The organism is Beggiatoa alba B18LD (assembly GCF_000245015.1).
Lineage (GTDB): Bacteria > Pseudomonadota > Gammaproteobacteria > Beggiatoales > Beggiatoaceae > Beggiatoa > Beggiatoa alba.
Genome location: NZ_JH600070.1, coordinates 839,576 through 860,077 on the forward strand (window position 1 = coordinate 839,576; position 20,502 = coordinate 860,077).

Here is a 20,502-nt window from a genome sequence, read left to right on the forward strand (position 1 = left end):
ACTGAATTTTGCAGAAAAATTAACTAACTGATACAGAGCTATTTATAGATAGCTCGTTGTTTTAAAAAATGTAAAACTTGTTCAACACAATCATCTAACGAATTTATTGCCGTATTAATCGTTAACTCAGGCTGTTCAGGCATTTCATAAGGCGAAGAAATCCCCGTAAACTCCTTAATCTCACCCGATCTTGCCCGTCGGTACAAGCCTTTTACATCCCGCTCTTCACACACATTGATAGGACAGTCACAAAAAATCTCGATAAAATCATCTTTCAATAAATAACGCACCCGATCACGGTCAGCACGAAACGGCGAAATAAATGCAGTCAAAACAATCACACCCGCTTCAACAAATAACTTTGTGACCTCCCCCACCCGCCGAATATTTTCCACCCGATCTTCCGCAGAAAATCCCAAATCACCACACAACCCATGCCGAACATTATCCCCATCCAACACAAAAGTATGATACCCCCGCTGATAAAGCTGTTCTTCTACTGCATGGGCTAACGTTGATTTACCCGCACCTGATAAGCCCGTAAACCACAACACTGTACTTTTATGATGATTTAACTCGGCACGTCGTTGTCGGGTCACACTTGCTACGTGCCAACGTAAATTATTGGCATTCTGATTCGTTTGACTCATAATAGCTACCTTTATAACTTGTTATTATAAAACAAATTTATCGCTTCCATCCCTAAGCGATGACCAATAAAATAAACATTATAACGGCATAGCTATTCCAACTAATACGTTAAAAATCGCCTTGATCCGTCACTGTCATGCAAAAAAAGAAAACTAACTCATTAAAACTAGGTTATAAAATAATGAACCTGAATAGTTATCGGTAGATAACAAATTGAATAATTCACCCACTGACATTACATTGCTAATTCACTTCCCACACCAAGCCGAAGAAAAACCGTGTACGCACTCCTAGAAAACCGTTTAACCGCTTTCCATAGCCATCAACAAGCACAACTCCTTAAGCAAAGTACCATCGGTTTAGAAAAAGAGAGTTTACGTGTTGCATTTGATGGTCGGATTGCACAAACCCCGCATCCGCGCGTCTTAGGCTCAGCATTAACCAACCCCCATATTACAACGGATTATTCTGAAGCCTTACTCGAATTTATTACCCCGCCCAGCAACGACCTACAAGCACCACTCAAATTTTTAGAATCGACTCAACGCTTTGTCTATCAACAACTACAACAAGAAATTTTATGGGCAAACAGTATGCCCTGCGTCGTTGCTGGTGAACCAAGTATTCCAATAGCCCAATACGGCAATTCCAACGCAGGGAAGATGAAAACCATCTACCGCAATGGACTAGGCTACCGCTACGGGCGAGTCATGCAAGTTATTGCAGGCATTCACTTTAACTACTCATTTACGCCTGACATTTGGACATTTTTACACGAATTAGAAGGCAAGCAGCACAGCCTCCGCACACTACAAGATGACTACTATTTTGCAGTGATTCGTAATTTACAACGCTACGGCTGGATAATTCCCTTTCTCTTTGGCGCGTCGCCCGCTGTCTGTAAATCTTTCCTCTCTGGACGTAAAACCACACTGCCCGAATTTGATAGCTGTACCTACTACAAACCCTATGCAACCTCACTACGCATGAGCGACATCGGCTACCAAAACCGCAAAGAAGGCAAAACAGGCGTAAAGGTAAGTTACGACAACTTAGACAACTATATTTGTAGCCTGACGCGGGCAATAGAAACCCCCTGCCCTGAATACGCCAATATTGGCATATTCGTCGATGGCGAATACCGCCAACTCAACAGCAACATCCTACAAATCGAAAACGAATACTACAGCACAGTGAGACCTAAACAGCCGCCTGCCTTCTTAGAAAAACCAACTCATGCATTAAAACATCGCGGTGTCAGCTATATTGAACTCCGCTCCATTGATATTAATCCATTCGAACCACTAGGCATCACACAAGAACAGTTATATTTCTCACACCTATTAATGATCTACTGCCTCTTACAAGACAGTCCTAAAATCGATGCTTGTGAAAAACAAACCATAGACTTAAACATCATGGCAGTCACACATCGCGGGCGAGACCCACAACTGCAACTACGACGCGGTGAAGAAAATATATTACTGCGGGATTGGATGGAGGAAATATTAGAACAAATGCAAGCAATTGCAGAGATACTAGACCGCCAAGAAACACAGGCGATTTACAGCCCTATCCTAGCCACCTATCAAGAGATGGTAAAAGACCCAGAACGCACACCTTCAGCGCGAGTTTTAGCTGAAATGCGTCAATATCGAGAAAGTTTCCACGAATTTGCAAAACGCTATTCACTGCAACACGCGGAATACTATAAAACGACAATCTTGAGTACAGCACAACAACAATTTTTCCAAACATTAGCACAACAATCATTAGAAGAACAAAGCCAGCTAGAAAACAGCCCACAAGCACCTTTTGATACCTTTTTACACGACTACTTTAGTCAATCTTTAAACCTACCAGAATGCAAACAATCAGCCTGTGAAGTGTAAAAAATAACCTGAATTCGGCGAGTTTCTTTTAAAAAGACAACAGCTTGTCTGAATCAGGATTTAAAACCCTCAAACAAAAAATTAATACGAATAACGCTTTTTAATTCTGCTAATTCTGAAAATTCTGATTCAGACAAAAAAAGACCTGCTAGGTTTTGAAAATCTAGCAGGTCTCTGTTTTATTTTATAAATATCGCAGAACTCTGGTAAAGTTACTCATTATCATCTATCCCCTGCAACTTCTCATACTGCGCTTTATTCGCATCAAGCGGAAAATCACACCAAAACGTACTGCCCTTACCGACAATACTTTCTATCCGTAACTGCCCTTTATGCCGATTTAACACATGTTTCACAATCGCAAGCCCTAAGCCTGTACCGCCCCGATTGCGCGAGCGAGCAATATCAACCCGATAAAAACGCTCGGTTAAACGCGGAATATGTTCAGGCGGGATACCCTCTCCCGTATCAGTCACCCTTAAATGTACCCCTTGCTCATCCCGATACCATGCCACATCGATGTTACCCTCTTCAGGGGTATAACGAATGGCATTAAAAATTAAATTAGAAAACGCACTACGAATTTCTTCCGTATGACCGTACAACACCGCTGTTTTATCCGTTTCTAACATAATGTGATGACGATATTCACCGCTTAAAATTTGCGCCTCCTCACAAATATCATGCAACATTTCAATCACATCAACCTTTTCTACCGTATTTAAATGCACTTCCGACTCTAAACGGGAAAGTAACAATAAATCATCGACAATATTCCGCATCCGTGCGGTTTGTTGCGTCATCAACAATAAAGGGCGTTGCCACTGCTGCGCACAAGGGTCGTCAGGGTCATTAATCGTTTCTAAAAATCCTGCAATCACCGTTAATGGGGTTCGCAACTCATGAGAAACATTCGCAATAAAATCACGACGCATCTGCTCTAAACGTTGAATACGGGTAATATCGCGGGCAATGAGTAAATGCCGATTACCCGCATAAGGCACTATATTAACTCGTAATATTAACGTTGGGTCATTCGGTGCGGTTAAGACAATAGAATCCTCTTTATTCCCTGTTTTTAAAAACTGCGCAAAACTGGGATAACGAATCAGATTTGTAATCGGTTGCTCACGGTCTTGCGGGGCTTGCAAGCCTAATAAAACCTGAGCCATTTTATTAAACCATTCAATTTCAAAATTATTACCGTGCAAAATCACCGCCGCATCAGGCATTGCTGCGATAGAACGACGGATGCGTTTTAACATGGTTGTCAATTTACGCTTACGCTTACGATTACGCTGTTGTAACCGATAAAACTGGTAAAAAGTTTCGCCCCATAAACCAAACGCATCAGGTAACGGCGTTTTACGCTTTTCACGAAACCAGTTAATTAAGCGAAATAAATTATATAAATGCCAGTTTAAATACAGTAAACAAGCAATCACTAAAAAAAATAAAGGGTGGTCAAAAATAAACCCTATGATAAGCATGACAATGATTAAACTGGTCACGCGCCAAAATTCTTGTAAACCTGATTGCATCATAGAAATGAGATAGCTAAAAAAGTTATTGTTATCAAGAAACTCGAAAACCATCTTGCGTAAAAATCAGACAGACAGGGGCTTGCGAGCGTTTCACCTTTGGATGGGCATCTTTATCCAGCAAATTAAAATGCACGATTTGTTGTAATCACCTGTCATTCTTAACAAAAGAAAACAACCTGTCGTTATCAGTATGCCAATGAAATATGAAATAGCGATGACGCATGATAGAGATATCTAACTTGCCATTGTTTTCATGAAAAATTAAAAATACGTTCCCTGACTAGTTTACTCAACACATTTTTTGCAAATAGAAAAATTGTTGCATCGCAAGATTCCTCTCTATTCATGCAGAATTGAGCAGACTAAAATAGCCAGTTTTACTGGAATGTCTCCCTAAAAACAACTTTACCTTTCGTCGACGAGGCTACGTTATGAACACTTTTGAAGCGGTTACACAATCCGAAGGATTCCGCCGCTTTTTGCTCTTTTCGCTGGTAGGGATTACCACCTTATTTGCGTTAGGTTTATTAACCATGGTTTTTCAAAAAGATGGGATTACCGTTTTAGAATTAACCATGTTGATTTTATACTCAATTTTGTTTACATGGATTTGCTTTTCATTTTGGACAGCGTTTTTCGGTTTTATTATCTGCCTGTTTCGTCGTGACCGCTTTGCGATTTCCGCCAGTTTACCCGCTGATGATGCCATTCCGCCCAGCAGTAAAACGGCGATTATTATGCCGATTTATAATGAAGACCCGCGTCGGGTTTTTGCAGGGTTAACGTCGATTTGTGAATCATTGATTAGTACAGGGAAACATAGCTGTTTTGATATTTTCATCATCAGCGATACCCGCGATCCTGATATTTGGATTGAAGAAGAAATGCGCTGGCAGTTATTGCAACAAGCCATGCAAGGAAAAATCAACGTTTACTACCGCAATCGGGAGAAAAACAGCGAGCGTAAGGTTGGGAATATTAAAGACTTTTGCCAACGTTGGGGCGCACATTACCTGTTTATGATTATTCTGGATGCAGATAGCATCATGTCAGGCGAAACGCTGGTAAAAATGGTGCGGTTGATGGAAAAAAATCAACACGTTGCTTTATTACAAGTATCTCCCCTGCCGATTAATAAAGAATCCTTATTTGCGCGAATTCAGCAATTTGCCAGTAATGTCTATAATCCCATTTTTACGGCGGGTTTAAATTTTTGGCAATTAAATGAAGGGAATTATTGGGGACATAATTCTATTTTGCGGGTTAAAGCCTTTATGGATCACTGCGGTTTGCCACGCTTACCTGGTAAAGAACCTTTTGGCGGGGATATTTTTAGCCACGATTTTATCGAAGCTGCCATGTTACGCCGTGCGGGCTGGGATGTCTGGCTAGCGTATGATATTGGTGGCAGTTATGAAGAAATTCCCCCGACTTTAATTGATTACGCCAAGCGTGACCGTCGTTGGTGTCAGGGCAATTTGCAACATACCCGCATTTTATTTGCCAAAGGCTTGCACCCAATTAACCGTTTACACTTGTTAATGGGGATTATGTCTTATCTCGCCTCGCCTTTGTGGTTACTGTTTTTAATCGTGACAGGTATCGATGCCTATTTCCGTGCGCAAACTGAACCTGTCTATTTTTTTGGCGACACCTTATTTCCCGTTTGGCCTGTTTCTTACACGGTAGAAATGGCGACCGTTTTGGCGTTTACCTTAACCTTTCTATTTTTACCAAAGATATTAAGTTTAGTGATTATTGCGACACGCAAGGGAATGTTAAGACACTATGGCGGTTTATTAAAACTTAGCCTCAGTGTCGTGATTGAAACCTTTTTCTCGACCTTACTTGCACCGATTATGATGTTATTTCAATCGCGTTTTGTGCTGGCGATTTTATTGCGCAGTAATATTTCATGGATGACACAAAAACGCGATGACCATCACACCAACTTTTTAGAAGCACTGTCTGCCCATGCAAGCCATACTGTGATTGGTTTTATAGCGGGTTGGGTCTCTTATCATTACGTGGAAGCATTTTTCTGGTGGTTTACCCCTGTTTTAGCGGGTTTAGTGCTCTCAATTCCACTGTCGATGTTACTAAGTCATGTTTCTTTAGGACGTTTAGCCCGTCGTTATGGCTTATTTTTAACCCCAGAAGAAACCAACCCGCCATATGTCGTACAACGTCTGCAAGTCAATGAACATTTACCCGACCCCCTTGAAACCAATTACCCCAGTCGTTTTGTGCAAGTCTTAGTCGACCCTTATGTCAACGCACTACACACTGCACTATTGCCAGAGATGCAACCGTATGAAATAGCAAAACGTTATCAACATGAACTACAAGGGATTATTTATAAGTTGTTAGAGGATGGCATCCACAGTTTAAGTTTGGATGAAAAGCGTAAGTTATTAACCAGCCGTAGCACTTTGTTAAAATTACATACGTTAGTTTGGAGTTTACCCAATGTTGCCGATAGTTTAGGCAATACACGAGTGGCGGATATGCCGTAATATAGTAAACGTACTATAAAACAATGCAGAGGACTGGCAGTCCTGTGAGGACTGCCAGTCCTTTCTTTAAGCTTTAAGTCTCTGTCAACGCCTGCAACAATTGTTTTGCCCCTTGGGTTAATAACTGTTGCGCAACCAACTCACCCAATAAGCTGGCTTTATCAATATCTCCAATAGCTTGCGCACGGAGTATTTGCTGACCTGCAACATCTGCGACTAAGCCACGCACGCTCATTTCATCCCCGATAATTTCGGCAAAACCGCCAATCGGTACTTGGCAACTCCCGCCTAAACGGGTGTTAATCATCCGCTCCGCAATCACCCGTTGATGGGTTTCTGGGTCATTCAATACCGCAATTAATTGATTAGTTTCCACATCATCCGCACGGCATTCAATCCCTAATGCACCTTGTCCAATCGCGGGGAGTAATTCATCTGCGTTAAATGCATAACGAATCCGATTTTCTAAGCCTAAACGTTTTAACCCACTGACAGCTAAAACAATGGCTTGATATTCGCCATTATCTAATTTACTTAAGCGAGTTCCGACATTGCCCCGTAGCGTACGAATTTGTAAATCAGGGCGCAGGGCGAGCAGTTGGCATTGACGACGTAAGCTAGAAGTGCCAACAATCGCGCCTTGTGGTAAGTCTGAAAAATGGGCGTAAGTGTTGGAAACAAATGCGTCGAAAGGGTCTTCACGTCGCATGATAACGGGTAAATGTAAGCCGTCAGGAAATTCTATCGGTACATCTTTCATGGAGTGGACGGCAATATCAACACTGTTTTCTAACAACCCTTGTTCTAATTCTTTAACAAATAAGCCTTTACCGCCAATTTTAGCGAGCGGTGCATCGAGTATTTTGTCGCCTTTTGTCGTCATTTCGACGATTTCAAGGCTTAATTGTGGGTAAATGCCTTGTAGGGTGTCGCGGACATGGTAGGCTTGCCATAATGCTAAGGGACTTTTACGGGTTGCAATACGAATTTTATTCATAATTAATAGGACAGAAACTTATACGGGGGATTTTTCCCGCCAGTTAAACGGAGTAACTTTTTCATATAACCAAGGGTATTGTGTCACCATTTTATGCACTTGGGTTAAACGGTAGCCTAAGCGTGAAAAAGCGTAAATAAGTAGAAAATCTAGTAAATAGCCTGTTATCGATAGTAAGTCTTGTTTAAAGAGGGCAAATAATATAAAGCGTTCAAAAAGCGTGAGTAATAGACTGTATCCAATTAATAAATAGTGGGATTGCCATTGTCCTGCAACGGCTTGTCCCATCATATAGGCAGTAGAACCAAACAGTAGAACGGAAACCAGTAAAAAGGTTAAAAGTTCATGGGAATTCATCACAAATTATCCTTCGGTAACAGTCGGATAGTTTAGTCCTAACATTTTTGCTAATAACGGTAGAACATTTTTAATATTATCAACGTTATTATCAGCTAATTGGGTCGTTATCATCTGTGTCAGACTGACAGATTGCGCTCCTTGTGCGGCACGCTCACCAATGCGTACCCGTTCGCTGTGGGCAAAATTGCTAAATGTCCGTCGTAATAAGGGGAGCAGGTGTATAAAGGTGTCAGCGGTAAGTTGGCTTAACCATTGGTCTAAGAGCTGAAATAATGCGTCGTCGTGCAGTAGAATTGCGCCACTATTTTGTAAAAAGCCACTGAGCCATGAGCTGGCATAGTTTGGGTCATTGGCAGGGGAAAGGGCAAGACTTAACAGGGTTGCAACGCTTTCACTGTCTATCACATGAGCATTGGATAACAGACGGCAACAACCACCGCCCACTAAACCATGTAAGCCAATTTGGTGAACCAGTTTTAATAAAGTTGCTTGCCAGTCACCGCTTAAATTGTCATTTTGTAACAGGTTAATGGCACTGTTCATTTTAACAATGTGTTGATACATGGCGCGTGCTGCATCGTCGTCTAAAGTACTGCAAGCATTAGGCAAGCCGATGCAAACCCTTGTGGTTAAAGTTGTTACGACATGTTCAATAGAGTCGGTTTTAAAACGGCGTACAGAACCATAACGTAGCACTTCAATTAAGGCGGGTAAGGCTTCCATCAATTGAGTCACATCATGCGCTAATGCGGTTTTTGCTTCTAAACAGCGCATTGCGACTTGAATCGCTTTCGGTAATTCCGCTTTTAAAACGTTATCGAGTAGTTGACTGATAACGGCTAAATCGTCGGCTTTTTCCAGTTTGTCACAAACAAAGCGCGTGCTCGCTTCAAGCACTGTCCCGCCCCAAATGCTGGCTTCAATAATGCGAATGGAAAATTCGGGTTGCCATTGTAATCGCCATTCTTCAGCAAATGTGCCTTTGCTTGACCCTGCGGACAGGAATTTTCCCCACGGAATATCGAGTAAACGTAAACGGTGAAACAGTTGTGATTTGGTTAAATCAGTGTCTTTGCGTAAATCTAGTTTTAATTCTTTGTTATCAGGCGATTCTTCCAAACGTAATTTTTTTTGTAAGCGCGTTAAATCTTGGCGTAAAGGCACTGTTGGCGCGGTGCTGGGGACTTTTCCCAAACGGTTATTAATCATTAAACCGTCATAAATCACGGTGAGTGGGGTTTCACTGCCAAAGCATAAACTGGCTAAAACGGCATCGTTTAACTCTTCTAAATCAGGAACAGGTTTTTCTCGCAAGGCAGCGAGCGATTCTGCCAAGCGAATGGCATCGATAACATTAGATGTCGGTGCATCTATGCCTACCTGATTGCGTAAGTGTTTAGCAACTTTTGCAAGCCAGCGGGTGCTGATGTGGTGGGCGCGTTGTTCGGGCTTGGTGTGCGATTCCCACAAATGTTGATACCAACCTGGGGCATGAATGCCTGCGCCGTATCCGCTTGCATAAGTTAAGCGTTCATAGCTCCAAGGGACCCATGTGGCTTGTACTTTGGCTTTTGGTAAACCTTTTAAAACGGCATCATCGGTTTTTGCGGGAACTTCTTGCGCTAAAGCGGGGACATGCCACGCACCGCAAACGACGGCAATTTGTTCATGTCCTGCTTTTTTAACTTGGCGTAAAGTTTTACGCATCCATGCTTCACGCAAAACTTCGTGCTGTTGACGTTCTTCATTATCGCCATATAAGGCATTGCCTATGGTCTCGCGTAAGGCAGTCATTGCTTCTTCAATGCCTTTAAATAAGGCTAAACTGCCAACGTCTGAACGTTGTTCGACCATGTATTCCCACCAGCGTTCGCCATCTTTAAAGCCTGCTGCTTCGGCGAGTAGGTCTAACGGGTCTAAATAATTAAGCGGGGTTTTAACGTGAGTGTCTTCTGTATTGGGTGTGTCGTTAGAAATATCGGCGGGCGGTGTTTCCTGTGTTTCTACTGTGCTTGTGTCTGTAGATGTTTCTTCTGTTTTTTCTAAGCTGGTCGCTTCTGCTTGTGCTTTTTCAATGGCTTGTTGCAGTGCTAAAGCACGGGCTTTATTGATAGCAATTTGATGTGTTTGCGGTAAATCCATGAAAAAGATTTCGACATCATGTTTCATTGCATATTGAATCGCTTGCCATTCGGGGGAAAATTCAGCAAAGGGATAAAATACGGCATGTTCCAATGCATCCATGTCGTAAAATAACAAGGCAACAGGCGGAGACATTTCTTTATCAGTGACTAACGGCAACGCTGTTTCACCATCGCTGGGGGCTTCAATAACGATTGCAGTGGGTTTTATTTCTCCTAAAGCGGCTAATAAACTCCGCGCAGACCCCGCGCCATGATGACGAATACCCAATAAATGAAGCATATGAATTCACCCAAAATGATTGATATAGAACTCGTTGCGTTGAAAATATCGTGCGTGTTTAAAACGTTGTAGTATTAATGGATTGACTAAAAAAAGTCCGTTATAAAACTGAGTGGCTAATTGTTAAATCACTTTCAAAGTGCTTGAATCTTTTTGCAAAGTGTTTTTTAATCGCTGGCACAGTGTCAGCGTAATCTTAACCCATGTGCCTCTTTTTGCACCAACCGCACAAACAATATTTTGTTTGTTTAGCTTATCATAAGTGTCACCAGATTTGAGGGATTAACTATGTTACTGAACAGCCTTAAATATTTACCATTGGCAATGTGTTGCTTATCCTTATATGCACAAGCAACTGAGTCTAAAGAAAATCCTCAACCGCCTTATATTGCCTATGAAAATCGTGAAGGTCTTACGTTTGACACCGCTAAATGTGTTTCTGTCGGTCAAAATGTCTTAGTTAAAGATGGTTTTCAACGGGTTAATGCCAATAGCAACGGGGAAATCTTAGCCGCTTATCGCAAAACGGCTGATTATCAATTTAAAGCCCTAGTCAGTTGTCTTGGACGTTATGGCATGTTGCGCGTTGTTATTATTACCGATTTATCAGGGCAAGGTAGTCAGAAAGCCCGCAATATCGCGCAAAGTATTATCCAAGGCTTAGGCAATAATAATAGTGATAAAGCCAGTATTGTTTCTGCGGAAGAAGCCAGCAGTGCCATACAAGCACCGTCGATTAATGGCGCGTCAGAATACGAAAAAGGTAATCGCTTTTATGAAGGCAGTGGCGCGGTTCAAGACTTTAAACAAGCCGCTGAATGGTATAAAAAAGCAGCAGAGCAAGGCAATAGTGATGCGTTTTTTAAACTCGGTACGATGTACTATTATGGCTATGGCGTGACACAAGATTTTCAACAATCTTACATCTGGTTTTCACTCGCTGCGACCAGTGGTCGACAAGATGCCGCAAAAGCGCGTAATGAAGTCATGGAAAAACTGTCTAAACAGCAAATTACTGACGGACAGAAAGAAGCGAAAAAACTCTATACACAATATGTGAAAAAATAAGAATTTCTCCACAATTTCACTTGTTTTGCCCATGCACAACCGCGTTGTCTTGTGTGCAAACCCTCACAGGTTCTAAAACTACCTGAATATTACACTTTTCCTTAACAAGCTGGATGACCTATCATAGCATCCAGCATTGCCCTGCTTACCACCATCGCCATGCAGTAATAATAATGACAAGGATATTAAATTATGTTGAAAAACAGCAAACTTGCTAAATTTATTTTACAAATAGTTGTCTCTTGCAGTTTCTGCACTGCGGTTAATGCTTTCGCAACCGAATGGCAAGCCCTTCCCATCAACCGCGATGTCAGCACCATCGATGAATTTTCTAATTTACTGATTAATCCCCAAAATCCTGCCCAACTCTATGTCGATATTTATAAAAGCGACGATAGCGGAAAAACATGGGAAACAGTACGCTTTAATCGCCAACCCGTTTTTGTTTTCGCCCTCAACCCACAAACCCCCAGCATTTTATACGGTAGCAGTCACTCTTCAGGACTTAGCGATTTAGGTAGGGCTTATAAAAGTACTGACAGTGGCGCAACATGGGCAACATTAACACAAACCGTTATTGCCATAGACCCCAGTAACCCCAATATTATTTATAGCAAAGCCAATTCCAGCTTATATAAAAGTACAGATGCAGGCACAACATGGACACTTTTACAGCAAGGCTTAGACGTTATTAATAAATTTGGTCTGCTCATAGACCCGAAAAAGCCACAAGTTTTATACGCGAGCGGGCGACAAATTCCTGTGACCAGTGGCAAACTCGGTAGTAGTAGCAATGCAGTCTGGGGCGTATTTAAAAGTACTGATGGCGGGACAACATGGCAACGCATTTGGGATAAAACGGCACATGCCACGTGGCTAATTGACCCACATCAAACCGATACGCTTTACATCTCCAAAGATGAAGACATGCTCGGCGGAAAAGGACATTTATATAAATCCACAGATGGCGGGGCAAATTGGGTTGAGTTTTCTCATTATTTAACCACAGCAGGCATTGATTTAAACAACTATTCTGTACAAACCCTTGTTGCCGACCCACAAACCCCAGACACCCTTTATGCAGGGATTTCTCGCAGTGTTTGGGCAGGCAACACAGGACAAGGTGTGTATAAAACCACCGACGGCGGAATGACATGGACAGCCATGAACGACGGTTTTCCCGCTGATAAAGAAATTGGAGTTAAACGCCTAGCCATAGACCCCAGCAAATCCAGCCGTTTATATGCTAATACCAACGTTGGCGTATTTATGTGGGATGAAAAAACTGCCGAAATTACCAGTAAATTTCCAGAGTTAGGCAGTGGTGCAAGCAATGCCCGCTTTTTCGGTGGGATTGCTGTTAATGAGGCTGACCCTGTTATCAGTGTTAGCCAACACTTAAGCGACAAAGTGCGTGTTGACGGACAAATTAAAGTTGCCCCTGAACATGTCGGACAAATTGCCGATATTGTCATTTATGCCCGTTTCAGCGTGCCCGAAATGCCTGAATTCCAACCTGTTTATTTCATGCTCGACAACGGCGTAAATGTTCATGTTTGGAATCAAGATAACAGCCAATTAGCCGCGTTTAAACCAGCTGTTACCTTAAACAGCGAACTACTGGATGTGAGCCTATATGCAGGACAATTTGTTGCCACAGGCATGTTAAACATCAGTTTTGGCTACCGTTTAAATGATGGAACGGTCATCAGTAACGAAAAAACGATTGATGTTACCATTACAGAATAAAACCACTATTCACTATAAAGACGCGATTTTGCGCGTCTTTATGCCATTGATGACCTACAACTACCTTACACACTACGTATGAGCGTTGGCGTTTTTCTTATCACCCATGATGACATTGGTATCAGCCTTATCGATAGCCTGCAACAAATGTTTGCCAATAAATTGCCCTTAAATATTAAAGCATTACCTGTGCATCATAACAGCGACCCGCTGGCTTTTTGCTACTACGCAGAAGAAATATATGCCAGTTTAGAAGAAGGCGACGGCGTACTGGTTTTAACCGACTTATTCGGTGCAACCCCTTGTAATATCGCTATCAGCCTGTTAAATCACTATCATGTAAAAATTGTTGCAGGATTAAATTTTCCCATGCTGGTTAAAATCATGAGCCATGTCTTTACATTTCCTGATGCTACCCTCGATACCCTCGTGGATAAAGCCCTAACAGGGGGTTGTCAAGGTGTTTTAGACGTTAGCTTACTTTATCCAAAAAGTAGCACGTAAAGCACAATTAATAAAAAATAATCAGATTAAAAACAATTCAATAAATTGATTAATTTGATTAAGAAATCTTAAGTTGTGTCCCTCTTTATTAGCGCGTAATGTTTACCAATTAAAACAGATGCGTTTAATTCATCTCCCCATAAAACTCACAATCAATCTGATGAGGAATTTACATTTAACATGAAAAAATCCATTTCCTGCCTACTCTTAGGGCTTAGTAGTCTCAGCGCATTACCTGTTTGGTCTGCTACCGTCATTGAACATAAAAATGCACAAGGACAAATTCAACAAGTCATTATCAACGACGAACATGCACGGATGAATAACGAACATAACCCCAGTCAATATATGCTCGTTGATTTCAAATCCCGTTTAATGTATGCCGTAGATATTAAACAAAAAACCATTGTAACCATCTCAATGGATAAAGCGGTAGAACCTAACCTCCCTAAAGGCGTAGAAATGCCTAAACAAGCCCCTGTTAACGCTGAATTAGTGAAAAAAGAGGCAGGTAGCGACGTTGCTGGCTATAAGACCATGCATTATCAAGTTGTAGCTAATGGAAAAACTTGTTCAGATGATTATTTTTCTACAGATGCCTACAAAATCCCTTATGTCGACGTGTTCTTAAAAACCATGCAAGAGATGTCAAAATCTCGCAAAAAAATGATGAGTATGTTTCCCATGAATGATGTATGTGCAAAAGCACAGGCGACATTAGAACCTGATGCCAGCACAATGGGTATGCCCATGAAAAGCGTAGGCACAGATGGCGAAGTGCGTCATGAAATTCTGAGTATAAAAATTGACATACCAACTACCGATGAAACCTTTGCATTACCCACAGATTTCAAAACCATGACTGAACAAGAAATGGTACAAAGCATACAAGGCAATATCCGCAAACAAATGGAACAATTGCGCCAAGGTGGACAACAACTGCCACAAGGGATGCAAGGAATGCCGCCAACAGGTCATCCAATGCCCAATATGCCCGCTTTACCGCCACAAACACCCGCACAACAATAATCCCAGTTTTGCGAGTATTATAAAGTAAAACAGAGACCTACTAGGTTTTCAAAACCTAGCAGGTCTTTTTTTTGTCTGAATCAGGATTTTCAGGATTAAAAAGCGTGATTCACCTGACTTTTTGGTTTGCGGGTTTTAAATTCTGAAAATCCTGATTCAGACCTTTTATTGTCTTGCCTGCCAACGACGCAATTGCTCAGTGAAATCATTTATAAAGAGTTGCATCTCTCCGCCTTCCTCCAGTTGTCGGGCTTCTAATCGTGCTATTTGACGCATTACTTCTGCTGTAGAACGTTTAAGCGATTCACAAAAAGTATAAAACTTATTTTTTAATTTATTCGTGGGCTTATCCGTTGCGTTATCAAATAACTTATCTTGCCGTTCAATTAAATCAAGCAGGTCTTTTTCTTGAATACCTAAGGCTTGCGCATGATAAGGACTATGTTGCTTTAATATTTGCCATGCCCACGCTTCAGGAATTTCTTGCGGTAAATATAAAGGCGTAATACTGTGCCCAAAACGGCTACCTGTTTCGCGTAATTTGGCATCTAATGTTTTTGCATCACCATCTAAGACAAAAATAAAACTGTCTAATTGTTTGAATTTGGCAATTGCTTCTATATGTTGGGGAAATAGTTCTTTTCCTGTATCACGTCCGACATAAATATCATCAGGGGTTAAACCTAATCGCGGATTAATCTCATCTAGTACACCTAATAGAAAAGCCTCCGCAATATCATCCTCACATAAAATACTCATTTTTTCTAACGATTGCCCATAAAAGGCTTTTTGAAAAATATTTTTATAAGCAGGCACTGCCGATACATTATCAGCGATTCGTTCTAAGAAAATACGCGCTTCTAATGGCACACTTTCCAAAACAACGGGGCTATGCGATGTAACGATAATTTGTAAATCATTACGCACAGCTAACCGTTGTAGCTCTAGCATAATCTGTTGTTGTGTAAAGGGATGTAAACCCGCTTCTAATTCATCAATAAGAATCAACGCATTTTTTAAACGGGAAATATCTTTCGAAATTCGTAATACAGCGCGTTCACCTGCGGACATATGGAATTCAGAATATTGTGTGTTTGTTTCTTCCCGTGTAGCAAACAGTAAGTCTTTATCCCCTTTAGATAACATTTGAACCGTTTGATAGCGCATCGGTAAAACATGTTGTGCAAAGGCTAATAAATCTGCGGTAACTTGATTTGTCTCTACTTCTGTTTTCGTGAGTTGGAGAACGCTTCGCACTTCACTAGGGCTGGTTAAATTGGCAAGCGTGCGTAAATACAATTGTCGCTTAGGTTGCGCTCCCCCTTTTTTGCCCATATAGCTACGATTCCAGCTTTTTCCCTTTGCCCACCGCATCGACAGGCGTTCTCTATTAGCGATGTAATAAAATTCAAATGCAGTTTCTAACTCCTTATCATAAGGCGTGTTGACTTGCTTGGTTTTTAAATTGGGAAATAGGGTAGTAGGAACATAATCTTTAATGCCTGCTCCTTCCACATGATAAGCACAAGCACAGGCAAATAATAAAGTTGATTTACCAGAAGCATTTGCACCCGCGATGACGGTAACAGGAAAGGTAAAGTTAATAGTTAAATCTTTGATGCCACGAAGATTTTTAATATTAATGCCTTCTAAAAAATCGGTTGCTTGCGGTTTTTTAGTCCGTAATTGTTGCCAAAGCTCTTCAAATACTCTGCGGTTCATATTTTAGATTCAGATTAGCGGTTTAAAGTTTTGCTAAATAATCCAAAACTTGCCATGCACGGGACTGAATTGCAGAAAAATAAGTAGTCGTTGCTAATAAATCCGCTTCAGTTTGTACATAAGTGTCGGCAATCAGTTCAGCTCGACAATTAGCGACAATGTCTTGCACACTGGCAGGCGTGGACTCTAGGTGAAACTGTAAACCAATGACGCGGTTATTGTATAAAAAGGCTTGGTGTTGACATGCGATGCTTTTCGCTAAAAGTGTCGCATGTTCAGGTAACGCAAAGGTATCACCATGCCAATGAAAAACAGGGAAATCGCTTGTTGCTTCGCCTAAAATCGCTGTGCTAATGCTTGGGTTTACTAACTCAATCGGAAACCAACCAATTTCTTTTTGTGGATTGCGTGTAACGCTCGCGCCTAATACGTCCGCAATCAATTGCGCCCCTAAGCAAATGCCCAATACTTTTTTATTCATTTGAATCGCTTGATGAATAAAAGCTTTTTCGCGGGTCAACCAAGCAAATTGTTCTACTTCATACACATTCATCGGCCCGCCTAAGACAATTAAACAATCGAATTGTGATAGGTCGGGCAATGGTTCATCATGAAAAAACCGCGTTGCACTCACTGTATGACCATTGTTTTCTATCCATGTTGCAATACTGGCGAGACCTTCAAACGGGACATGTTGCAAATAGTGAATGCGCATTAGCTTTCCTCATTTGATGTATTTGATTGAATGGGAACGATGAGAACTGGAATTGCTGATAATTGAGTGACACGTCGCGCAACAGAACCAATAAATAGCTCTCCTAATGCAGTATGTTCCCGTGTTCCCATCACTATCATGTCTATCTCTTGTGTTTTGGCGTAGTCGACAATGGCTTGTGCGGGGCTATGACCTTCAATAACGGTGATACTTTCTACTAAATGTTGGGTAACTTCAGAGTTCTTCAATTCATTGATGCAAAACGCTTCTAATTCACTTTGCATTTTTTTTTGTACTTTTTCCACCGCTTCCGTGTGCATTTGTTTGGCTTTTTCTTCGGGGAAATGTGCTTCAAATAGGGCTTCGCCAAATGTACCAAGCTGTTCGGTCACGTGGACAAGTGTGAGGTGAGCGTTATAGCGATGGGTGAGACTGATTGCATAGCGAAAGACGATGTCAGCGTTTTCGCCCATGTCAGTTGCATATAGAATTTTTCTTACATTGGGCAACATGTTGGTTTCTCCTTTGATGATAATAGCTAGATAGATAGCAGATGACGCGACAGCTATTTTTAGGATTCGAAGGTTTTATTAATGTGCATGGGAACGACTAAAACGGGAATTTGAGCAATTTGGGTCACACGACGCGCAACTGAGCCAATGAAGAATTCGCCCAACATTGTATAGTTATGTGTACCCATGATAATCATGTCGGCTTCTATTTTTTTCGCTTCGTCGACAATGGTCTGTGCAACAGAGCCGTCTAATACTTGAATACTATCAATCAGGTGGCTTTCTGCGGAGGTGGTGTGCAATTCTTCAGCACAAAAGGCTTCTAAACGTTGTTGCATTTTAGTGCGGACTTCGTTAATTGCGTCTGTGTGCATTTTTTCCGCCATATCGCGGGGAATATAAGTTTCTAATAAAGCAGCACCGACAGTGCCTAAGGGTTCTAACACGTGAACAATACGAATAGTCGCGCCGTATTTTTGTGCCATGCTGATGGCGTAACGTAACACGATACGAGATTGTTCGCCTAAATCAGCAGGATAAAGGATTTTTTTAATTTGTGGCAACATGGCAAGTATCCTTCTTGTGGTGGCAAAGAAAGTAAAATGAGAAATTAAATTGTGCAATTCATCATAGCATAAGTTTTTTAATGGGCATCAGTCACAATTGCGAGCCTTTTGATGAGGGTTATAATGTTAAGTGACTGAGATAACCGCATCATATAGAGTAAAAAAATATGGATATAAAAACGGCATTAAAAGCCATTATTGAAAAACAAGATTTAAGTCGTGAGGAGATGTTATCCGTAATGACAGAAATCATGACAGGACAAGCAACCCCTGCGCAAATTGGCGGTTTTTTAATAGGACTGCGCATGAAAGGGGAAACCGTCGAGGAAATTACAGCCGCAACGCAGGTGATGCGCGACCTTGCTATCCCTGTCAAGGTTGATGTACCTAATCTTGTTGATATTGTTGGCACAGGGGGCGATGGGCAGAGTACGTTTAATATTTCGACAACCAGTGCCTTTGTGGTTGCGGCAGCGGGCGCACATGTGGCTAAACATGGCAATCGTTCTGTGTCTAGCCGTTCAGGCAGTGCGGATATTTTAGAGGCATTAGGGGTAAAATTAGATTTAACCCCTGAGCAAATTGCGGATTGTGTGGAAAAAATCGGCGTGGGTTTTATGTTCGCCCCTCAACATCATACCGCCATGAAACATGCCATTGTGCCCCGTCGTGAAATGGCAGTGCGAACGATTTTTAATTTATTAGGTCCAATGACTAACCCTGCTAAAGCCCCAAATCAGTTGTTGGGCGTTTATAGCCGCGATTGGTTAGAACCTGTTGCCGAGGTATTAAAACGCTTAGGCAGTCGCCATGTGTTAGTGGTGCATTCTGCGGATGGTTTAGACGAAATCAGCGTTGCCGCACCGACGTATGTTGCTGAGTTAAAAGATGGCAATATTCGCAGCTATACCATAGAACCTGAATTATTTGGCATTCAAACTGCGCCATTAAGTACGATTCAAGTAAATTCTGTCGCGGAAAGTTTAACCCTAGTTAATCGCGTTTTAGACAATCAAACCAGTCCTGCTCGTGATGTAGTGCTTCTCAACGCAGGCGCGACATTGTACGTATCAGGTATGGCAAGTGATATTATGCAAGGCATTGCAAAAGCAAGAGAGGTATTAGCAAACGGGTCAGCAAAGCAAAAATTAGCGATGTTGATACAACATTCCAATCATTTTAAACAGCCCGCTTAATTTTGACAAAAAAGGCTTTTGTCTGAATCAGGATTCACAGGATTTTCAGGATTAGCAGGATTAAAAAGCGTGATTCACCTGACCTTAACTTTTTGGTTTAAGGGTTTTAAATCCTGTTAATCCTGAAAATCCTGATTCAGACAATGTTTTAATCTCTTCTGATGAATCTTGATGAAAAACAGGAGAGTAATCTCTGCCAGTCCTTCAACCCTTTTCGCGTGTTCCGACAGACCTGCTAGGTTTTTAAAACCTAGCAGGTCTCTGTTTTATTTTATAAATCTTGCAGAACTCGAGTTATTTTATCCAACGCGCACAAATCACAATTTCATTTTGACAAAAATTGCTTCGGGAATTGATTTAATAATCAACATAATCCCTTGCCAGAACCAAGGCGTATAAAGCACTTTTTTTCCTTTTGTAATCGCGTTATCAATATCTTGTGCCACTTTATCAGGGCTTGCGAATAAGAAGTTCTTTTTAATTGAGGCGGTCATTGGTGTATCGACAAAACCCGGTTTAACGGTGAGGACTTGCACGCCTGATTTAAATAAGCGATTGCGTAAACCTTGTAAAAACAGACTTAATGCTCCTTTTGCAGACCCATACACATAATTGCTTTGTCGCCCTCTATCGCCTGCAATGGAGGAAATAACAACGATACTGCCTTGTTTACGTTTTTCAAAATAATTGCCTAAGTCAGTTAGTAAAGAGGCAACGCTTAAGAAATTCGTGATGAACTCTTTTTCTGCTACTTTAAAATCTTGTTCTGCGGCTTGTTGGTCGCCTAATGTTCCATAAGCAATCACGACAATATCAATTTGTTGTAACGCTTTTTCTGCGGTGCTTAACACCGTTTTATGTTGCGTTATATCACTTAAATCGACGGCTAAAAAATCACTGCTAGACGCACCACGGGTTTTTAAATCTGCTTGAATTACCTGCAATTTTTGCGCATCACGTCCGACTAAAAATAAATGCTCCCCACGTTGTGCGAAGCGTTTGGCGAGCGATTGCGCAATCATCGATGTTGCGCCAAGAATTAAAATACGTTTCATAA

At 41.4% G+C, this 20,502-nt stretch carries 17 protein-coding genes; 7 read left to right on the plus strand and 10 right to left on the minus strand.

Going from position 1 to position 20,502, the window contains the following annotated elements:
• Positions 1-38 precede the first annotated feature (38 nt).
• Positions 39-650 carry an adenylyl-sulfate kinase gene (gene cysC / locus BEGALDRAFT_RS03390; protein WP_002683647.1) on the minus strand — a complete coding sequence of 204 codons (612 nt, stop codon included), beginning with the start codon at positions 648-650 and terminating at the stop codon, positions 39-41.
• A 279-nt stretch (positions 651-929) separates the two neighbouring features.
• Between cysC and gshA the strand changes: the two genes are divergently transcribed.
• Positions 930-2,543 (plus strand): glutamate--cysteine ligase, encoded by a 1,614-nt coding sequence (gshA, locus tag BEGALDRAFT_RS03395; protein ID WP_002683649.1) that lies wholly within the window; start codon positions 930-932, stop codon positions 2,541-2,543.
• 212 nt (positions 2,544-2,755) lie between these two features.
• On the opposite strand, the gene phoR is transcribed toward gshA, so the two are convergent.
• Positions 2,756-4,087, minus strand: coding sequence for a phosphate regulon sensor histidine kinase PhoR (gene phoR / locus BEGALDRAFT_RS03400; protein ID WP_002683651.1), 1,332 nt, complete (start codon positions 4,085-4,087; stop codon positions 2,756-2,758).
• A 431-nt stretch (positions 4,088-4,518) separates the two neighbouring features.
• Here phoR and mdoH point away from each other — a divergent pair, with 431 nt between their 5' ends.
• A complete protein-coding gene (gene mdoH / locus BEGALDRAFT_RS03405) occupies positions 4,519-6,603 on the plus strand; it encodes a glucans biosynthesis glucosyltransferase MdoH (protein ID WP_002683653.1) in 2,085 nt (694 codons plus the stop codon).
• 73 nt (positions 6,604-6,676) lie between these two features.
• Here the strand turns inward: mdoH and hemC are convergent, their stop codons facing one another.
• Genes hemC through BEGALDRAFT_RS03420 form a run of 3 tightly spaced genes read right to left on the minus strand, consistent with a single transcriptional unit; the run spans position 6,677 to position 10,384 of the window.
• Entirely contained in the window at positions 6,677-7,600 is a 924-nt protein-coding gene (gene hemC / locus BEGALDRAFT_RS03410) for a hydroxymethylbilane synthase (protein WP_002683654.1), read from the minus strand.
• 18 nt (positions 7,601-7,618) lie between these two features.
• Positions 7,619-7,957: a DUF6867 family protein gene (locus BEGALDRAFT_RS03415; RefSeq protein ID WP_002683656.1), complete on the minus strand. Its 339-nt coding sequence runs from the start codon at positions 7,955-7,957 to the stop codon at positions 7,619-7,621.
• Between the two features lie 6 nt (positions 7,958-7,963).
• Positions 7,964-10,384 carry a DUF5682 family protein gene (locus BEGALDRAFT_RS03420; RefSeq protein ID WP_002683658.1) on the minus strand — a complete coding sequence of 807 codons (2,421 nt, stop codon included), beginning with the start codon at positions 10,382-10,384 and terminating at the stop codon, positions 7,964-7,966.
• A 288-nt stretch (positions 10,385-10,672) separates the two neighbouring features.
• Between BEGALDRAFT_RS03420 and BEGALDRAFT_RS17805 the strand changes: the two genes are divergently transcribed.
• The 4 genes from BEGALDRAFT_RS17805 (at position 10,673) to BEGALDRAFT_RS03440 (ending at position 14,734) form a co-directional block, all read left to right on the plus strand.
• Entirely contained in the window at positions 10,673-11,452 is a 780-nt protein-coding gene (locus tag BEGALDRAFT_RS17805) for a tetratricopeptide repeat protein (protein WP_002683660.1), read from the plus strand.
• 192 nt (positions 11,453-11,644) lie between these two features.
• Entirely contained in the window at positions 11,645-13,201 is a 1,557-nt protein-coding gene (locus BEGALDRAFT_RS03430; RefSeq protein ID WP_002683661.1) for a WD40/YVTN/BNR-like repeat-containing protein, read from the plus strand.
• Positions 13,202-13,279: 78 nt separating this feature from the next.
• Positions 13,280-13,705, plus strand: coding sequence for a PTS sugar transporter subunit IIA (locus BEGALDRAFT_RS03435; protein WP_002683662.1), 426 nt, complete (start codon positions 13,280-13,282; stop codon positions 13,703-13,705).
• Positions 13,706-13,885: 180 nt separating this feature from the next.
• Positions 13,886-14,734 (plus strand): hypothetical protein, encoded by an 849-nt coding sequence (locus tag BEGALDRAFT_RS03440; RefSeq protein ID WP_002683663.1) that lies wholly within the window; start codon positions 13,886-13,888, stop codon positions 14,732-14,734.
• A gap of 165 nt (positions 14,735-14,899) precedes the next feature.
• Here BEGALDRAFT_RS03440 and BEGALDRAFT_RS03445 read toward each other — a convergent pair whose 3' ends face one another.
• Genes BEGALDRAFT_RS03445 through BEGALDRAFT_RS03460 form a run of 4 tightly spaced genes read right to left on the minus strand, consistent with a single transcriptional unit; the run spans position 14,900 to position 18,249 of the window.
• A complete protein-coding gene (locus BEGALDRAFT_RS03445) occupies positions 14,900-16,456 on the minus strand; it encodes an AAA family ATPase (RefSeq protein WP_002683675.1) in 1,557 nt (518 codons plus the stop codon).
• 22 nt (positions 16,457-16,478) lie between these two features.
• Entirely contained in the window at positions 16,479-17,171 is a 693-nt protein-coding gene (locus BEGALDRAFT_RS03450) for a type 1 glutamine amidotransferase (RefSeq protein ID WP_002683677.1), read from the minus strand.
• Positions 17,171-17,683 (minus strand): universal stress protein, encoded by a 513-nt coding sequence (locus BEGALDRAFT_RS03455; RefSeq protein ID WP_002683684.1) that lies wholly within the window; start codon positions 17,681-17,683, stop codon positions 17,171-17,173. The genes BEGALDRAFT_RS03450 and BEGALDRAFT_RS03455 overlap by 1 nt, the downstream gene beginning before the upstream one ends.
• A gap of 59 nt (positions 17,684-17,742) precedes the next feature.
• Complete coding sequence (locus BEGALDRAFT_RS03460) at positions 17,743-18,249, minus strand: universal stress protein (protein WP_002683685.1); 507 nt, start codon at positions 18,247-18,249, stop codon at positions 17,743-17,745.
• Between the two features lie 167 nt (positions 18,250-18,416).
• Here BEGALDRAFT_RS03460 and trpD point away from each other — a divergent pair, with 167 nt between their 5' ends.
• Positions 18,417-19,445 carry an anthranilate phosphoribosyltransferase gene (gene trpD, locus BEGALDRAFT_RS03465; protein WP_002683686.1) on the plus strand — a complete coding sequence of 343 codons (1,029 nt, stop codon included), beginning with the start codon at positions 18,417-18,419 and terminating at the stop codon, positions 19,443-19,445.
• 317 nt (positions 19,446-19,762) lie between these two features.
• Here trpD and BEGALDRAFT_RS03470 read toward each other — a convergent pair whose 3' ends face one another.
• Positions 19,763-20,500, minus strand: a complete 738-nt coding sequence (locus tag BEGALDRAFT_RS03470) for an SDR family oxidoreductase (protein ID WP_002683687.1) — start codon at positions 20,498-20,500, stop codon at positions 19,763-19,765.
• Positions 20,501-20,502: the final 2 nt, after the last annotated feature.

Bases quoted from the DNA above. Each gene is read 5' to 3' on its own strand.
- BEGALDRAFT_RS03450 (WP_002683677.1), bottom strand. From the start codon at position 17,171: ATGCGCATTCACTATTTGCAACATGTCCCGTTTGAAGGTCTCGCCAGT.
- BEGALDRAFT_RS17805 (WP_002683660.1), top strand. From the start codon at position 10,673: ATGTTACTGAACAGCCTTAAATATTTACCATTGGCAATGTGTTGCTTA.
- BEGALDRAFT_RS03445 (WP_002683675.1), bottom strand. From the start codon at position 16,456: ATGAACCGCAGAGTATTTGAAGAGCTTTGGCAACAATTACGGACTAAA.
- mdoH (WP_002683653.1), top strand. From the start codon at position 4,519: ATGAACACTTTTGAAGCGGTTACACAATCCGAAGGATTCCGCCGCTTT.
- BEGALDRAFT_RS03455 (WP_002683684.1), bottom strand. From the start codon at position 17,683: ATGTTGCCCAATGTAAGAAAAATTCTATATGCAACTGACATGGGCGAA.
- cysC (WP_002683647.1), bottom strand. From the start codon at position 650: ATGAGTCAAACGAATCAGAATGCCAATAATTTACGTTGGCACGTAGCA.
- BEGALDRAFT_RS03435 (WP_002683662.1), top strand. From the start codon at position 13,280: ATGAGCGTTGGCGTTTTTCTTATCACCCATGATGACATTGGTATCAGC.
- BEGALDRAFT_RS03430 (WP_002683661.1), top strand. From the start codon at position 11,645: ATGTTGAAAAACAGCAAACTTGCTAAATTTATTTTACAAATAGTTGTC.
- hemC (WP_002683654.1), bottom strand. From the start codon at position 7,600: ATGAATAAAATTCGTATTGCAACCCGTAAAAGTCCCTTAGCATTATGG.
- BEGALDRAFT_RS03420 (WP_002683658.1), bottom strand. From the start codon at position 10,384: ATGCTTCATTTATTGGGTATTCGTCATCATGGCGCGGGGTCTGCGCGG.
- BEGALDRAFT_RS03460 (WP_002683685.1), bottom strand. From the start codon at position 18,249: ATGTTGCCACAAATTAAAAAAATCCTTTATCCTGCTGATTTAGGCGAA.
- trpD (WP_002683686.1), top strand. From the start codon at position 18,417: ATGGATATAAAAACGGCATTAAAAGCCATTATTGAAAAACAAGATTTA.
- BEGALDRAFT_RS03440 (WP_002683663.1), top strand. From the start codon at position 13,886: ATGAAAAAATCCATTTCCTGCCTACTCTTAGGGCTTAGTAGTCTCAGC.
- BEGALDRAFT_RS03415 (WP_002683656.1), bottom strand. From the start codon at position 7,957: ATGAATTCCCATGAACTTTTAACCTTTTTACTGGTTTCCGTTCTACTG.
- phoR (WP_002683651.1), bottom strand. From the start codon at position 4,087: ATGATGCAATCAGGTTTACAAGAATTTTGGCGCGTGACCAGTTTAATC.
- BEGALDRAFT_RS03470 (WP_002683687.1), bottom strand. From the start codon at position 20,500: ATGAAACGTATTTTAATTCTTGGCGCAACATCGATGATTGCGCAATCG.